Source organism: Nonomuraea sp. NPDC000554, from assembly GCF_040300065.1.
GTDB lineage: Bacteria > Actinomycetota > Actinomycetes > Streptosporangiales > Streptosporangiaceae > Nonomuraea.
This window is the reverse complement of record NZ_JBEPDC010000029.1, coordinates 128,516-144,603: the sequence shown is the minus strand read 5'-3', so window position 1 is coordinate 144,603 and position 16,088 is coordinate 128,516. Positions and strand designations below refer to the sequence as shown.

Genomic DNA, 16,088 nt, shown 5'->3' with positions numbered 1-16,088 from the left:
CCGGGTGCGTGGCGGCTGGCTCCCGGCCCCGGCGCGCGGCTGCCCGGCCGGGGAGTCGCGTTCTGGCCGCGTACCGGGTTGCGGTGGGGCGCGCTTCTGGACGCCGTCGAGCGTGCGGCGGGGCCCTGCGGGGCCGGGGTGACGCTGACGCCGCTCGCGCCGCCGCACGCCGTCCTGCCGGTGCTGCGCCGCGCGGTCCGGCGGCGCGCCGGGAGCCGGCCGGTCGCCGTGCGGGACGACGACGCCGAGGAGGTCAGGGACGAGGCCGTCGCGGCGCTCGCCGCCCTGGAGGACCTGGACCGCGCGCTGGTGACCTTCCACGCGAGCCTCACGGTCACCGCGGAGGACCCCGGCGTGGCCGCGGAGCTCGCGGCGGCGCTCGGCGTCCCCAGCCTGTCACCGGAGCCGGCGCCCGCGCTTCCGCGCTCCGGCGTCCTGGAGCTGGTCCGGGCGGGGGCGATCGTCGCCCCGCAGACCGCCGCCGGGTTGCTCCCGCTGGCCGCCCTGCCGATGGACGCGGTCACGGTCCACGCGCGGCGTCCGGCGGTCGTGGCCCGCTACGCCCCGGACACCGCGGGGGCCGGGGTGTGGCTGGGCCGCTCGGCGGGCGGGCGGCCCTACCTGCTGCGGGTGCCGGACCTGAACCAGCATCTCCTCGTCACCGGGCTGACCGGGTTCGGGAAGACCACCACCGTGATGACGCTGCTGCGGCGCATGTGGCGCGAGCACGCGACTCCGTACCTGGTCATCGACCCGGAGAAGACCGAGTACGACACCATGGGCGCCGCCACCCTGCGGCTGGGGCATGACGGCACGCAGCTCAACCCGCTGGCGGTCCCCGAGGGGGTGAGCCCGGCGGCGTTCGCCGACACCGTGGCCGAATGCCTGGACGCCGCCACCGGCCTGTCGGCCACCTGGCCGTTCGCGGCGGCGGCGCTGCGCAACGCGGTCACCGACCTCTACCAGGGCGACGAGCCGCCGACCGTGGCCACGTTCTACCGCGCGGTCCTGGAGCACGCGGGCGTGTACGGCGGCGCCGGAGAGCAGGCCGCCAACCTGCGCGCCTCGCTCGGCCAGCGCGTGCAGAGCCTGGTGGCGGGCGCGGGCGGGGACGCTCTGGCGGGTGGCCCTGGGGCGGGGATCGACTGGGGCCGGCTGCTGTCCGCGCCCGCGGTGATCACGCTGGCCGGCTTCGGCGACCGGGCGGCCAGGCAGCTGGCGTTCGGCCTGCTGCTGGCCGGGCTGGTCGCCTACCGGCGGGCGAACCCGCTGCCCGGCTTCGGCCATCTGACCGTCCTGGAGGAGGCGCACCTGCTGCTCGGCGGGGGGTCCTCCGTCGGGGAGGGACCGGAGCGCGTCCCGGCCGCGGCGGAGGCGACCGCGACGGCGATCTCGACGCAGCGTTCGTACGGGCAGGGGTTCGTCCTGGTGACGCAGAGCCCGCGGCAGCTTCCCGAGGCGGTGACGCGTCTGTTCCCCAACCGGCTCACCCACCGGCTGGCCGAGGACCCAGGCGGCGGCGCGCTCGGCCAGGTGGCCGAGCAGGTGCCCCTGCTGGGCCGCGGTGAGGCGTTCGTCGTGGACGCGAGCGGCCACCCGGCTCCGGTCTGGGTCACGGTCGTTCCCGAGCCCGCCGCCGGTGACACACCCGGCGGGTTCGCCGCCCGGGACGCCGGGCCGGCCGAGCGGATCTGGTGCCAGGCGTGCCCGCGTCCGTGTGCGGCCCGGCACTGGCTGCGGCTGGTTCCCGAGGTCGAGGCCGAGCTGGCGGGCGTGCCCGAAGCCGCCCAGGCGGACGCGGCCCTGGGCGCCTTGGGGAACCTGGTGCTCCGCGAGGGGATGCGGCCCACGTTCGACGAGCTGCACGCCGGGTTCTACTGCGTCGTCGCCAGGACGCTGACCCGGATGCGCGCGGCCGACAGGCGCGGGGCGGCCGCCGCCCCACGGGAGGCACGGCTGGTGGCCGACCGGGTGGCGGCCGACACCCGACGAGGGGCGGAGCTGGACGCATGACGGCCAACGAGGACCTGGAGGAGATCCGCAGGGCCGTCACCGGCCGGTCCGGCCCCGCGCCCTCACCGGCCGGGTCGCCCGGAAAGCCCAAGAAGAAGGCGGGCCCGGCGCCGCTGCCGCCTGACCCGGCGCCGGTCCCGCCACCGCCGCCGAGGCGCCGCACGGACGCCGGTGGCGTCCTCGGCGGGATCGTCCTGCTGGTGGTCGCGGCGTTCGTGATCAACGCGTGGGCCGGCGGCGGCCTGCTGTCTCGCCTCGGCTTCGACCGGCCGCCCTGGGTCTCGGCCGCTCCGGGCGCGTCGCGTCCGGACTCCGCCACGTCGTCCCACGCGGAGAAGAGGCTGAAGATCAGCCCGAAACGCGGCACCACGCGGACCACGATCACGTTGACCGGGTCCGGGTTCATCCGCAACGGGCAGGTGCGCCTGATCTTTCACAGCACGCAGATGGGCGTGGCCAGAACCGACGGCAAGGGCCGCTTCAAGGTGCGGATGCGCATCCCGAGCCCCGGCTTCTACGGCCACTTCCCCGGCCAGACGTTCTCCATCAGCACCACGGAGTGGACCCGAGACGGCGCCTACGAGGGCAACGGCCCCCGCGCCGGCTTCCTCCTCGGCTGAGCGGTGCTTCGGAGCTCATCCGCCGTCGGCTCCCATCGGGCGGTCGCTGCCACGACCAGCCTGAGGCCGACGGCGGATGCCGGTGTCAGGACGGGGCGCCGGCGGTCTCGAGCGCCTGGCGCAGCTGGGTCTCCGCCTCGTTGCTGAGCGAGGTCTTCATGATGTGACCGCCGAACTTGGCGACCTCCGGCAGCACCTTGTCGGGCGTGCTCCGCACCACGAGCACGAACAGGGCCGCCGTGCCGGGCGCCAGTTTGGTGCCCAGCTCCCGCATGAAACTGTCGTCCACGCCGACGTCGGTCATCGCGCCGCCCGCCGCCCCGCCCGCGGCGCCGAGCGCCATGCCGAGCAGCGGCATGAAGAACAGCAGGCCGATCAGCCCGCCCCACAGCGCGCCGCCGGCCGCGCCCACGCCGACCGTGCTGCGGGTCTGGTGCAGCTTGATCTTCCCGTCGGGACGGCGCTCGACGACGGCCACGTCCTCGAGCTGGATGAGGTTCTCCTTCTGCAGGCCGAACAGCTTGTCGCGGACCTGGTTGGCGGTGGCGACGTCCGGATAGGCGATGGCGATCAGGTGACTCACGTGGACCTCCGAGCTGGACGGTGATGACACGACAGGTCTCTCCCGAGACGGCTGTGGACATGGCCAAGGGCCGGTGAAAGTCCTGGCAGCCGCCACCGCTTGACCTGGCGGCCCCATCGGGGCATGCTGAATTTATTCAACAGACGATGAAAAAGGTGGGCTATGACCGAGCACACAACCTGCGTCGTCGTAGGGGGCGGACCTGCCGGAATGGTGCTGGGCCTGCTCCTGGCCCGGGCCGGCGTCGAGGTGACCGTCCTGGAGAAGCACGGCGACTTCCTGCGGGACTTCCGTGGCGACACCGTGCACCCCTCGACCCTCCGGCTCCTGGACGAGCTGGGGCTGGGGGAGCGGTTCGCCGCGCTGCCGCAGAGCCGCGTCGAGGAGATGGCCTTCCCGGTCGAGGGCGGCAGCACGCTCGTGCTGGCAGACTTCCGGCTGCTCAAGACCCCGCACCCGTACATCGCGATGGTCCCGCAGTGGGACCTGCTCAACCTGCTCGCCGACGCCGGCCGCGCGGAACCGCACTTCCACCTGCGGATGGACACCGAGGTCACCGGCCTGATCCGGGAGTCGGGACGGGTGACAGGAGTGCGGTACCGTACGGCCGACGGCGAAACCGGCGAGCTGCGCTCGGAACTGGTCGTGGGCTGCGACGGCCGCTGGTCGGTCGTCCGCGCGGGCGCGCGCCTGCGGCCACGGGAGTTCCCGGTGCCGATCGACGTCTGGTGGTTGCGCCTGCCCCGCCACGCGGACGACGAAGCGACCGCCTTCGTGCCCGGCATGCGCAAGGGCCACTTCGCGGCCGTCATACCGCGCGAGGACTACTTCCAGATCGCCTACCTGGCGCCCAAGGGGCTCGACCCGCGGCTGCGGGCCGAGGGGATCGACCGCTTCCGCGAGCGGATCGTCGCGGCCCTGCCGCGGTTCGCCGACCGGGTCGGCACGCTGCGGTCCATGGACGACGTGAAGCACCTCGACGTCCGGCTGAACCTGCTGCGGCGCTGGCACGTCGAGGGGGCGCTGTGCATCGGCGACGCGGCGCACGCGATGTCACCGATCGGCGGCGTGGGGATCAACCTCGCGGTACAGGACGCCGTCGCCACCGCCCGGCTGCTGGCCGGCCCACTACGGCGCGGACGCGTCACGAGCGGCGACCTGGCGAAGGTGAACCGGCGTCGCCGGCTGCCGACGGTGCTGGTGCAGACGATCCAGCGGGCCATGCACCGGGGCGTCGTCCGCCCGGTGATCGAGGGTCGGCGCAACGGGCCGCCGAAGGCGGTGGTCGCGATCCTGGACCGGATCCCCGGTGCCCGGTTCATCCCGGCCTACGCCATCGGCGTCGGCTTCCTCCCCGAACGCGCACCGGCGTTCGCCCGGCGCACGCCCATCAGCCGACCCGCCCTCGAACGCCGCTGAACTCGGCCACGCCACGGGGCTGGTCAGGCCTGAGGTAACACGCCCGCCGAAACGCCCACCCTGCGCCCAGGGTGGGCGTAACACCGCCCCGGCCAACCGGCCATCCGTGCCGCCGACCGGCCGATCGGACCGGCTCGCTCACCGGCCGGTCGGACGGCGGGCCGAATTGGCTCGATGACCGTCCGACCGCCTACTGATGACCGGCACATTGACCGGCTCGCGGGCGGGGGCGGTGAGGGCGGTTTATGTGGATCCGGGGGTTCAGGCTCTGGTGCCGGCCCACGCCGTGGGCTCGGTGGTCAGCCGGGGACGCGGGCCACGCCGGCCAGGATGCCGGGCTGGTCGTAGTCGATCGGGGAGCCGGGTTCGGCGTCCGGGTCCCAGGACGCGACAGGGACGACGCCCGGCGCGAGCAGCTCCAGGCCCGCGAAGTAGCCGGAGATCTGGTCGTACCCGCGCCGGGCGATCCCGCCGGACGTCGTCCCGGAGTAGACCTGCTGGCCCGTCTTCGCCATGTCCATGCTGGAGTTGCCCGCGTACACGTGCGACAGCACGAGATGGCCGCCGGGCCCGAGCCGGTCGCGGACGCGCGCGGCGATCCGGCCGGCCTCGGCGTCGTCCGGGATGAAGTGCAGCACCGCCACCAGCAGGACGGCGAAGGGCTGGGTGAGGTCGAGGTGCTCGCGGACGCGCGGGTCGTCGAGGATGGCGTCGGAGTCCCTGAGGTCGCCGTGCAGGGCGAGGACGTCGGAGTCCCTGGCGAGCAGCGCCCGCGCGTGGGTCAGCACGATGGGGTCGTTGTCCACGTACACCACGCGCGCGCCGGGGGCGTGCCGCTGTGCCACCTGGTGGACGTTGTCCTGGGTCGGCAGCCCGGCGCCGATGTCGACGAACTGGCGCACTCCGGCCTCGGCGAGCAGGCGCACGGCCCTGCCGAGGAAGCGGCGGTTCTCCTGGGCGATCTGCCGGGCGTCGTTCCCCATCTGCCGGCCGAGCTCGATCATCTTCTCGGCCGCCTCGCGGTCGGACGGGAAGTTGTCCTTGCCTCCGAGGTAGTAGTCGTACATGCGCGCGACGCTCGGGATGTGCGGGTTGATCCCCTCGGGCACCTGGCCAAGGTCGCTCACACGACCACCCCTCTCGTTGTGGATCTTCTCGCGCCGATTGTAGGCAAAATATGGGGCAAATCGTGGCGCTCATGCCACGCGCAACGACCGGCCGCCGGTCGTCCCCGAGCGGGACGACCGGCGCCTGCCCGCCTACTGCTCAGCGGATGCGGTGACCCCCTTCTCCAGGTTCTGGTCCTGGCAGCCGCGCGGCGCGATCACCGGGTTGCACCGGGCGACGGCCCCGCCGGGCAACTCGGCCACGTAGTCGCTGCCGTTCCTGGCGGACAGGCCGATCACGGGGAAGTCGGTGCTGATCATCTGCGCCCCGCTGTCGAGCGCGGCGCGCAGCCGGCCGGTGTCACCCGACCTGGCCTCGGTGAACGGGACGTCCGACCGGGTGCGGACGTAGTAGCCGCGCCGCACCATGTCCTGGATCTGCGCCAGGTTGGCGCCGGTCGGCTCGTTCCAGCCGACGAACGCCGCGTCGGGACGGCCGGGGCGCGCGTTGGTGAACAGCACCCGCCCCTCCAGGTTGGGCTTGCCCGCCAGGTACGGCTGCTGGATCTCCGGCGCCTGGTTGTCCATGAAGAACATCACCTTGCCCCGCGACGTCGACAGCTTGGGCCAGCCGTCCTTGAGCACCGACTGCTCCAGCGTCAGGCCGGGCTTGCGGACGTCGTCCGGCCTGATGAGCCGGTCGTCGGGGAAGACGGAGCGGATCTCCGCGTCCAGCGCGTCCAGCAGCGTCTTGTCCCACTTCGGGCTCTTGGCGCCGCCGAGCGCCTCCTTGGCCGGGTCGGTGCTCTTCAGCTCGGTCAGGATCGTCACCGGCACGTGCCCGGGGTGCGCGTCGGACCACTCGCGCACCTGGCGCAGGCAGGTGACCAGGGCCGAGCAGTTGGTGCCGTAGTCGTGGTCGGCCCAGTGCAGCACCTTGAAACCCGGCTTGCGGAGCTCGGGGTCGGTCAGCGGGGGAAGTCCCGCGTCGCGCCGGACGAGGGGGCTGGCGTAGAGGCCGCCCTGCGGGTCGGGGAAGACGTCGAGTTCGATGCCGCGCACCCGCTGCGCGCCGAGCTGGTTGGGCAGCGCGGTGTGCGAGTACTGAAGGTTCCACCAGCCGGAGTCGGTCTTGCGCTGGACGTCCTTCTCGGCGTCGGTCAGCTCCCTGTGGTAGCTGTTGTGGGTGGCCATGGTCTGGATCTGGTTGATCCGGAGGGTCCCGTCGCCCGCCGTGACGGCGTCGGCGGGCACGGCCGCGAGCGCCGCCATGGCGGTGGCGGCGATCACGAAGGGGAAGCGTCCGAGGCGCATGGGTCTCCTAGCGTTCGAGGTACGAGGACAGACCGTCTTGGGGCACGGTGAACTCTTGATCACCGAAAACACAAATATGCCGGAAAAGTGAGGGAACGTCCCGTAGGGGATCACGGAGGCTCCTCGTCGGAGGAGCCGCCTGTTAGCGTTCCCGGATAGAGGGGGGAGCACGTGGCGGTGAGATCGCGCGACGGTGGGCCGGGTGCCAGGCCTGCGGTGCTGGGCGACGTGGCCGAGCTCGCGGGAGTGTCGGCGATGACGGTGTCGCGGGTGCTGAACGCGCCCGAGCTGGTACGCGCCGAGACCCGCACCCGCGTCCTGGCGGCGATGCGCGAGCTCGACTACCACCCCAACACGGCCGCCCGCCAGCTCGTCACCGGGCGCTCCGGCGTGCTCGGCGTCGTCAGCGTCGACACCACCCTGTACGGCCCCGCCTCCACCCTCTACTGCATCGAGCGGGCGGCCAGGCAGAGCGGCTTCACGGTCAGCATCGCCAGTCTGAGCACGCTCAACCGCAGGTCCATCGAGGAGGGCGTGAACCGGCTGCGGTCGCAGTCGGTCGACGGCGCGATCATCCTCGCACCGCACGAGTCGGCGGCCGAGGGGCTTCGGCACCTGCCGCCGGAGTTCCCCGTGGTGGCGGTTGACGCGGGCGACGACGTCCCGGTGCCGGTCGTCATGGTCGACCAGCGGGCCGGCGCCCTGCGGGCGACCCGGCACCTGCTCAGCCTCGGCCACGAGACGGTCTGGCACCTGGCGGGCCCGGCCGACTGGATCGACGCCAGCGGCCGCATCGAGGGCTGGCGCGAGGCGCTGCAAGCCCAGGGCCGGCCGGTGCCCGAGATGCTGCGCGGCGACTGGAGCTCGCGCTCCGCCTACCAGCTCGGCAGGAGCCTGGCCCGCGACCCCTCGGTCACCGCGGTCTTCGTGTCCAACGACCAGATGGCGCTCGGCGTGCTGCGCGCGCTGCGCGAGGCGGGGCGTGGCGTGCCCGGCGACGTGAGCGTGGTCGGCTTCGACGACGTGCCGGAGTCGGCGTACTTCTGGCCGCCCCTGACGACCGTCCGGCAGGACTTCGACGAGGTGGGCCGGCACGCGTTCCGCCTGCTGCTGGATCGGATGGCGGGCGAGGGCGGCGACGCCAGGCATCTGGTCGAGCCCGAGCTCGTCGTCAGAGACAGCACCGGCGCCGCGCCTCGCCCGTGACCCAGGTGGCGGTCAGCGGGCGGCCCCGGCGCGGCGCTTGGTCCACACGTCGAACGCGACCGCGGCCAGCACCCCCATGTTGACGAAGATCCAGAAGACGAGCGACTTGACCTTGACGCCCGACAGGACCGCCGACTGCAGGTTGCCGCCGACGGCGTAGATCCGGCGTCCGAACACCGAGCGGTTGGCCATCAGCGAGTACGCCAGCAGCACGAGCACCCAGGGCAGGTTCTTCAACCTGGCGAGCTGCACCACCACCGCGATGATCAGCGCGGCCGGTTTGGCGGGCGCTTATTCGGGGCACCGCGCGACGCCGCCCACGGTGATCCCGCGCGTGCACGCACTCTCTGGAGACGGAACGCCCCTCGCACGGCACCAGCCCGCCCTCTAGAGGCGACAAATCCTGGTTTCCATGTCTTTGATCTTCAAAATAAGGACGCTAGTGTCTCCCTGACAAGGGGCAGAGCCGAAGGGGCGGTGGGGGCGCGATGGCCGAGACGAGGGGTGTGCTGCTGCCCGCCTATGTGGTGGCGGACGAGTCGGCGTCGATGGGCCCGTATTACCAGGATCTGTCTGGGGGGCTGGCGGCGCTGTGCAACGGGTTACGTGCGGAGCCGATGATCGCGGCGAAGGTGCGGCTGGCGATCCTCGGGTTCTCCGACGACGTGCAGCTGCGGCAGGGGCTGAGCGACATGCGGATGGTCGAGAGGCTGCCGCAGCTCGCGGTCCGCGGGGCGACGAACTACGGCGCCGCCTTCGCCGACCTGTTGCAGCGCATCCCCTACGACGTGCAGATGCTCAAGAACGACGGCTACAAGGTGCACCGCCCGGTGGCGTTCTTCCTGAGCGACGGCCAGCCCACGGACGGCCGGCACTGGCACGGCCCGCACCGGACGCTCGTCGACCGGAACGCGTCGCCGTTCGCGCCCAACATCATCGCCTGCGGGATCGGGTCGGCGCGGGCCGACACGATGCTGCAGGTGGCAACCCGCCAGGAGTTCGCCTTCGTCGCGCTGCCCAGCGCCGACATCGGCAGGGCGATCGCGGAGTTCTTCCACGCACTGACGGCGAGCCTGGTCGCGTCCGGCCGGGCCATGGCCGACGGCAACCCGCAGCTCATCGTGAACCGGCCGGACCAGTTCCGGCTGGCGATCGACGAGGTCTGACGCGCGAGCTCAGGAGGTCGGGCACGTGCAGCACGTACGGCGGCAGGCCGATCGGATCCAGGCGTGGCAACGCGTCGTCATCGACATTCCCGGCCCGGAGTTCGAGCCGACACCTCCGCGCGTGCTGGGAGGCACGTGCCCCGACTCCGAATGCGACGGCTGGTCGACCGCGGAGGTGACGCTTCGATCGGCTTCCCTGCGGGGAGAACGGCACCGCTACTACCGCCTGCCCCGGCAGGACGCCACCTGTGCCGTGGTCCACGAGGGGACGGGCACCGTGGTGTTCGCCGTGGCCGACGGAGTGTCCGCCGCCACCGCCGCGACCGTCGGAGCGGCCGAGGCCTGCCGCGCGGCGGTCTGGGCCATCCACGCGCAGTTGGACGAGGGTCGTCCAGGCAACGATTTTCCGGCAGTCGTCGGGTACGCGGTCGAAACACTGCACCGGCAGGCGGCGGCGATGCTGGAGCAGGAGCCGGACCTGGCACAGGTGGAGGAGCTCGTCGCCACCACTCTCGTGGCGGGTACGGCTCGCCCCGGCGCGGAAGGCGTCGAGATCTCCCTGTTCCGGGTCGGTGACTCAGGCGCCTGGGTGCTCGACCTGGCCCGGCCCCGGTTCCATCCCCTGTTCGGCGCGAAGACCGAGGGGGACGTGGTCGCCACCTCGGTCACGGCCCTCCCCAGGGTGCCACGGAAGCTGGAACAGTGCTTCGGGAAGCTGGTGCCCGGCCAGGTCCTGCTGGTGGGGACCGACGGGTTCGGCGATCCGCTCGGCGACGGCGACGGCCAGGTCGGCGCGCTGTTCGCCGAGCACCTGGCCGTGCCGCCGTCCCCTCTGTGGCTGGCCCACCTGCTCGACTTCTCCCGGGAGACGTTCGACGACGACAGGACCCTGCTGGCCCTCTGGCCGCGGAGCGAGGCCCGATGAGCCGGACGGACCGCGCCACTCTCACTCTCGGACGGCGCCTCGGCCAAGGTGGCCAGGGGACGGTCCACGAGGTACTCGACCGCAAGATCAACGGCCAGTGGGACGTCGCGTACAAGGAGTACGATCCTGACGTCCTGCGCCACCTCGACGTCGCCGCCCTCACCGCGATGACGGACCTGATCGGCCGCCTCCCTGGATGGGACGCGGCGTGGTTGTGCGACAAGACGGCCTGGCCCGCCGGGCTCGTGGAGGCGGGTGGCGCCGTCACCGGTTTCCTGATGCGGGCTGTGCCCCACAGGTTCTCCTTCGACCTGCGGACCCTGTCGGGCACCGTACGGAAACTGACGACGATGGAGTTCCTGCTCAACGACGACGCGTACGTCGGCCAGATCGGCCTGCGGGTCAGCGAACGCGACCGCCTGCTGCTGCTGGCCGACCTGGCCGACACGCTCGCCCGCCTGCACTCGATGGACATCGTCGTGGGCGACCTGTCGCCCAAGAACCTGCTGTTCGCCACGGACGCGTCTCCGGAATGCTTCCTCATCGACTGCGACGCGATGCGGCTGGGCGGAGCGGAGGCCCTGCCTCAGGTGGAAACGCCCGACTGGCAGATCCCCGCCGCCGAGCAGAAGGGCACGCCGCAGAGCGACGCCTACAAGTTCGCGCTGCTGGCCATCCGCGTCTTCGCCCGCGACCAGGCCTCCACAGACCCCGGGCGGCTGGCCGCCGTCAGCCCCGCACTGGCCGACCTCGCGGCGGCAGGGCTCCACCAGCCCCCGTTACAGCGGCCCGCTCCCGCGCAGTGGGGCGCGCAGTTGAGGCAGGCCGCGCTGTCAGCCTCCACCACGCCCACCGTCGTACCGCCCCCTCCTCCCGGCCCCCGCCCCCCGGCGCCGTCCCCCGTCCCCCCACCACAGACCGGTCACAACCCCGCCCGGTCGAAGAAGATCGGCCTCGGTGTCGGCGCGGGACTGATCGGTCTGGTGCTCGCCGCGGTGGTCGTGAACGCCTCGGCCAAGGGCTCGGACGAGGGGAGCTCGGACACCTCGTCCTCCAGCACGCCGTACGCCGTTGCTCAGCCCTCCTCCACCTACTCACCCGACCCGGAGCCTACGGAGACGCCGTCCAAGGAGCCGTTCAACACCGCCGACCTCAACGACAAGGACAGCGACCCGACCCCGATCACCGTGGACGCCCTGCTCCCGCAGTCCTTCACGTCCGCCAAGGGGGTGCGCTACAACCTCAAGGGGAGTGGGGTGGACAAGTGCCCCGGTTCGTACCACGACAGCAATGTCCGCACCGCCCTCAGAAAAGCCCACTGCAGCAAGATGGTCACGGGTGCCTATGTCAACCCGAACGCGCCGGCGGGCCAGCGGATCATGGTGTCCGTGTGGGTCGTTCCGCTGGAGAACGCGGACAGGGCCCACACCGCGCGATCGAGGCTCGTCAACGCCTCTTCGGAGGACTGGGGCGTTGTGTGTCCCAGAAAGGGCCCAGGATCCGGCCTCTGTGACTCGGGCACCTGGGTCAACGCACAGACGTACGGGTGGACCGGGTCCGATCACCGATATCTGATCAATACCATGGCCATCTACACGAATCGCGCCTCTGCCTCCAGCGCGAAGCCGTGGCTCAAAGATGCCTCCAGGGCGGCGATCGACGCGGCCGGGCCCATGGTCTATCACGACGGAGACTGACAGCTGCCATACCCTCCGCCTCCGTCACCGCCCAGGCGGCGGACCGCCTGGGCGAACCGGCGGACCGCCTCAAGGACGGCCTCGGTCAGGGGACGATGACGTGGAAGCCGATGTCGCGGGCGCCGGAGGGGGTGCCGGTGCCGACGAACACGTCGCGGGAGTCCCCGCAGGAGGCGGCGCCGTCGGGACGGACGAAGATGCTGGAGTCCCAGGGCGCGCTCACCCACCGGGTGGTGGCGACCGGGACGGTGTTGGCGGCGTTGACATCGGAGTCGAGCCGGATGCAGTACTGGCCGGTGGCGATCTTGCGGACGGCGGTGACGCCCTTGGAGCGGACGACGGTGCCGTCGGCGTTGACGACGGCGGCGGCGCGGACACCCGGGCCGGAGGCGCCGCCGAGATCGGCCAGTGCCGGGACGGCGAAGGCGCCGAGCGTGCCAGTACAGGCGGTCAGGGTCACGGCGATGGCCATGGCGGTCTTTTTGATGCGCGGCATGCTGGCTCTCTTTCGAGCAAGGGACTGTACGGGCACAGACTTCTCATCGGGCCGGACGATGATCTCCCGGCCGCTCCAGAGTCAGCACTCACTGTAGTTTTTCCGACACCGAGAGTGGCTGTGGCGCACGGTAAAGATGATCTCCTCATGCCGGAACGTGAGACCCAACGAGACCGGCGAAGGGGGGCGCGTGCAGGTCCGAGTGCATCCATGCCTTCAGATGCCGCCGAGCAGTGGTTACTCATGAGCAACGGCGCACATTATCCGGGGGAGTGGACGGTGATCGATTCCACCTTCGCCACGGTGGGGCCGGTCGAGGACCTCGACCGGCCGCCGTGCCTGGCGGCGCTACGCGAGGGCACGGTGCGCGACGAGGTGGCCGCGCTACGGTGACGCGGTATCGGCCCGCCGGACTGGACGCCCCGCTTGGTTCCGGCACACCCGCGCCAGCGCGCTGCTGCCGGCCGGGTGGTGTCGCGGCTGCAGGTAAGGCTCGGCGGCTCAGTCGCGGTCGCTGCGGTGCCGGTGGGACAGGGCGGTGATGCCGGCTGCGGCGGCGACGGCAAGGCCGGCAACCATCGCATCGTCGACGGGCAGCTGGAGGACATACAGGGCGGCGGTGATGGCGCCGGCCAGAAGTACGTGGGCGACCACAGGGTCGACAGGTCCGGCCAGCTCGCCGCGGGCCACGGCCCGTTCGATGATTTCGGCGAAGTCGGCGTGTTCGGCGGCCAGGAAGGTGTCCTGGAACCGGGTCGCCAGGTCGGGGTTGACGGCTAGTTCGCTCACGAGGGCCGGTCCGAGGTGCCGGGTCGCCGGGGCAGCCAGGCGGACATGGAACGCGCGGGCCAGCGCCAGCAGGTCCCCGTGCAGCGAGCCGGTGTCGGCCAACGGAGGTAGCTGTTGGCCGTGCACGGTGGCGGCGAACGCCATCTCGGCCTTGGAGGCGTAGCGGCGGTAGATCGCCGCCTTGCCCACCCCCGCGCGGGCCGCGACCTGGTCGACGGTCAGGGCCGGGTAGCCGACCTCGTCGATCAGCTCACGGACGGTCTGCAGGATTCTGTGATCTACGCGACTGTCGCGGGGGCGGCCGCCCGCTTGCTTTTTCACTGTCATGTCTGCATGATACGGAACGTTAGTACCGGTACTCTAGTTCCGAAACTGGAGTGCTTCCAGCAGGTGCCGCCCATCACCGGGCAAGGCCGCCCGTGCGCTCGCGGACGGCACCTCACCCCTGGTGGCGGCCGGGCGGAGGCCATCGGCCCCAGTTGCCCTCAATGGCCGCGGTCGCAGCCGGCGACCACGGCCCCGCATAGCCAACCGCGATGGAGCCGCACCGCGCGGCTTCGCGACAAGAACGGAGAACTCGGATGATCAAGTGGGCTGGCTGGCTCATCGCGTTCGTCGGTACCGCGCACACGCTCGGCGCCCTGGTGCTGGAGAAAGCCGCACGCCACGCCGGGGCATGGTTCAGCGGGGAGCTGTGGGGAGAGGACCTCGCCGCGATGAGCCCGGCCAACAGCGCCTTTTGGCTGAGTCTGAACAGCTTCGGCATACCAATCCTCATGGTCGGCCTGCTGGTGTTGTGGCTGGACCGCCGCAACATCACCCCGCCTGCGTTCATCGCGTGGACGCTGGGGATCTTGACAGTGCTCGACGCCGTGGTCCTCGGGCCTACGCCCGGGCTGATCACCCTGGTCGCGGTCATCCTGCTGCTGACCGGAATCCGACGCGCCGCCCGTCACGGCAACCCCGCGTCCCACGCCTGACCTCGCGCTTTCACGGGGTGCGGCCGGTTGAACCCCGTCTTCCCGTCCAGCCCCACCATGCGCAGACGCTCGCCCACACCCGTGCAGATCGCGGTGCTCACCTCGCCGCTCAGTGGAGAACACCGGCAGCCCAGGGCGGTGAATGCTGGTGTCTGCATGTTCAGCTGCCTGATTTCCGGTTACGGCTGACTGGTACGCGGCGTGATGCCGAGTGCCGTTGTCGCACTGACGGCGGCCACGATGGCGATGAACCACCAGCCGTGCTGGAAGGCGGTCAGCAACCGATCGGGGGCGACACTCAGCGACCCGACGACGGCGACCAGAACGGCGACGCCCAGGACGTAGCCGAGCTGGCGGGCGGTGTTCACCACCGCGCTGCCGGTGGCGGACTGGTCCGGCGGCAGATCGACGGCAGCGGAGGCGATCATGCTGGGCAGGGCGAGGCCGATGCCGACGCCGGAAATCATCCAGCCCGGCAGCACCTCGGTGGCGTAGTGCACGGGCGTCGCAGCGGTGGCCAGCACCAGCACCACCCCGCCGGCGAACAGCAGATTGCCCACGGCCACCACGACCCCCACCGGCACCCACTTGATCAGCCGTTGACTGACGGCGGCGAAGATCGGCACCATGATGGGCCCTGGCACGATGGCGAGCCCGGTTTCGATGGTGCTGAAGTGAGCCGCGTTCTCCAGCCACATGGCGATACTGAGGAACCACGCGCCGAACGCGGTGCAGAACGCCAGCACGGTGGCGTTGGCCCACACGAACGTGGGCACCCGGAACAGGTCGGGCGATACCACCGGATCGGGATGCCGCACCATCCGCACCGCGAACAGGACCAGGCCCGCCACCGCGACGGCGAGGACGAAGAGTGTCGCCCCGCTCGACCACGACCATTCGCTGCTCTTCACCAGGCCCAGAGACAGCGCCCCGATCACCACGACCAGCAGCGCCACCCCGAGCAGATCGGGCACCCTCGTCCGCACCCGCTGCCGCAGATTCGGAACCAGGCGCAGGGCCGAGATTCCCGCCACCACACCGACCGGCAGATTGATCAGGAAGATCCAGCGCCAGGACGCCTCGACCAGCGCCCCGCCGACCACCGGACCGAAGGCCGCGGAGAAGGAACTCGTTGTGGCCCAGATCTTTACCGCAGCCGGCACCTTCGCCGGCGGCAGCACGGTGATCAACAGCCCGAGGCTCGCCGGGGTGAGGGTGGCGGCACCGATGGCCTGCACGACCCGGAATGCCACCAGCGCCCACAGCGACGGCGCCAGCGCGCAGGCCAGGCTGGCCAGCGTGAAAATTCCGAGCCCGACCAGGAATCCGGCCTTGCGTCCGAATCGATCCGAGAAACGCCCGGCCGGAATCAACAGCGCCGCATAGACAATCGCGTACCCGTTGAGGACCCAGCTGAGGTCCGCCAGCGAGGAACCCCGGTACGACTCACCGATCTTGGTGAACGCGACGTTCACCACGAACACGTCCAGCATCGCCATGAACGCGGCCGAGCAGAGCACCCACACGATCGCGGTCGAATGATCCCGAGTCACCCGTGGCGTCGCCGTCTTGGTTATGTCATGCATCAGCATCCCCTTTTGTCCGTACGCCGACCTCGGCGCGTCGAGGTCAATCAAAGCATACGTACGACCGTACTTTAATCTCAACCGCTCTGATCGGGGGCACTGAGCATGGCGTGAAGGGCACTGCCGGCACGGCAGGCAACACCATGGACCGGACCGACGGCATACGATCGACTGTATGGTTACATCTG

Annotated in this window: 15 protein-coding genes; 8 read left to right on the top strand and 7 right to left on the bottom strand. The window is 71.3% G+C overall.

Going from position 1 to position 16,088, the window contains the following annotated elements:
• Positions 1-2,013 (top strand): ATP-binding protein (locus ABT294_RS40155; RefSeq protein WP_350811690.1); only part of this gene is annotated, 2,013 nt, incomplete at its 5' end.
• Positions 2,010-2,633 carry a hypothetical protein gene (locus ABT294_RS40150; RefSeq protein ID WP_350811689.1) on the top strand — a complete coding sequence of 208 codons (624 nt, stop codon included), beginning with the start codon at positions 2,010-2,012 and terminating at the stop codon, positions 2,631-2,633. The genes ABT294_RS40155 and ABT294_RS40150, both read left to right, overlap by 4 nt.
• An 85-nt stretch (positions 2,634-2,718) precedes the next feature.
• Here ABT294_RS40150 and ABT294_RS40145 read toward each other — a convergent pair whose 3' ends face one another.
• Positions 2,719-3,216, bottom strand: coding sequence for a DUF1269 domain-containing protein (locus tag ABT294_RS40145; RefSeq protein ID WP_350811688.1), 498 nt, complete (start codon positions 3,214-3,216; stop codon positions 2,719-2,721).
• 162 nt (positions 3,217-3,378) lie between these two features.
• Here ABT294_RS40145 and ABT294_RS40140 point away from each other — a divergent pair, with 162 nt between their 5' ends.
• Positions 3,379-4,635, top strand: coding sequence for an FAD-dependent oxidoreductase (locus tag ABT294_RS40140; protein WP_350811687.1), 1,257 nt, complete (start codon positions 3,379-3,381; stop codon positions 4,633-4,635).
• Positions 4,636-4,934: 299 nt separating this feature from the next.
• Here the strand turns inward: ABT294_RS40140 and ABT294_RS40135 are convergent, their stop codons facing one another.
• Both ABT294_RS40135 and ABT294_RS40130 read right to left on the bottom strand, forming a co-directional pair.
• Entirely contained in the window at positions 4,935-5,762 is an 828-nt protein-coding gene (locus ABT294_RS40135; protein ID WP_350811686.1) for an SAM-dependent methyltransferase, read from the bottom strand.
• A gap of 132 nt (positions 5,763-5,894) precedes the next feature.
• On the bottom strand, positions 5,895-7,055 hold the full coding sequence (locus ABT294_RS40130) for a phosphatidylinositol-specific phospholipase C1-like protein (RefSeq protein WP_350811685.1): 1,161 nt from the start codon (positions 7,053-7,055) through the stop codon (positions 5,895-5,897).
• 177 nt (positions 7,056-7,232) lie between these two features.
• Here ABT294_RS40130 and ABT294_RS40125 point away from each other — a divergent pair, with 177 nt between their 5' ends.
• Positions 7,233-8,261, top strand: a complete 1,029-nt coding sequence (locus tag ABT294_RS40125) for a LacI family DNA-binding transcriptional regulator (RefSeq protein WP_350811684.1) — start codon at positions 7,233-7,235, stop codon at positions 8,259-8,261.
• A gap of 12 nt (positions 8,262-8,273) precedes the next feature.
• Here ABT294_RS40125 and ABT294_RS40120 read toward each other — a convergent pair whose 3' ends face one another.
• Positions 8,274-8,516 carry an ABC transporter permease subunit gene (locus ABT294_RS40120; RefSeq protein WP_350811683.1) on the bottom strand — a complete coding sequence of 81 codons (243 nt, stop codon included), beginning with the start codon at positions 8,514-8,516 and terminating at the stop codon, positions 8,274-8,276.
• Between the two features lie 233 nt (positions 8,517-8,749).
• On the opposite strand from ABT294_RS40120, the gene ABT294_RS40115 reads away from it, so the two are divergent.
• The 3 genes from ABT294_RS40115 to ABT294_RS40105 are packed head-to-tail and all read left to right on the top strand — an operon-like array spanning position 8,750 to position 12,049.
• Positions 8,750-9,427: a vWA domain-containing protein gene (locus ABT294_RS40115; RefSeq protein ID WP_350811682.1), complete on the top strand. Its 678-nt coding sequence runs from the start codon at positions 8,750-8,752 to the stop codon at positions 9,425-9,427.
• A gap of 25 nt (positions 9,428-9,452) precedes the next feature.
• Positions 9,453-10,352 carry a protein phosphatase 2C domain-containing protein gene (locus ABT294_RS40110; protein WP_350811681.1) on the top strand — a complete coding sequence of 300 codons (900 nt, stop codon included), beginning with the start codon at positions 9,453-9,455 and terminating at the stop codon, positions 10,350-10,352.
• On the top strand, positions 10,349-12,049 hold the full coding sequence (locus ABT294_RS40105; RefSeq protein WP_350811680.1) for a hypothetical protein: 1,701 nt from the start codon (positions 10,349-10,351) through the stop codon (positions 12,047-12,049). Before ABT294_RS40110 ends, ABT294_RS40105 begins: the two co-directional genes overlap by 4 nt.
• 85 nt (positions 12,050-12,134) lie before the next feature.
• Here the strand turns inward: ABT294_RS40105 and ABT294_RS40100 are convergent, their stop codons facing one another.
• The gene (locus ABT294_RS40100; protein WP_350811679.1) at positions 12,135-12,545 is read right to left on the bottom strand and encodes a hypothetical protein; all 411 of its coding nucleotides are present in this window, start codon (positions 12,543-12,545) and stop codon (positions 12,135-12,137) included.
• A 501-nt stretch (positions 12,546-13,046) separates the two neighbouring features.
• Positions 13,047-13,661 (bottom strand): TetR/AcrR family transcriptional regulator, encoded by a 615-nt coding sequence (locus ABT294_RS40095; RefSeq protein ID WP_350811678.1) that lies wholly within the window; start codon positions 13,659-13,661, stop codon positions 13,047-13,049.
• A gap of 254 nt (positions 13,662-13,915) precedes the next feature.
• On the opposite strand from ABT294_RS40095, the gene ABT294_RS40090 reads away from it, so the two are divergent.
• Entirely contained in the window at positions 13,916-14,314 is a 399-nt protein-coding gene (locus ABT294_RS40090; protein ID WP_350811677.1) for a DUF6463 family protein, read from the top strand.
• Between the two features lie 179 nt (positions 14,315-14,493).
• On the opposite strand, the gene ABT294_RS40085 is transcribed toward ABT294_RS40090, so the two are convergent.
• Positions 14,494-15,951: an MFS transporter gene (locus ABT294_RS40085; RefSeq protein WP_350811676.1), complete on the bottom strand. Its 1,458-nt coding sequence runs from the start codon at positions 15,949-15,951 to the stop codon at positions 14,494-14,496.
• Positions 15,952-16,088: the final 137 nt, after the last annotated feature.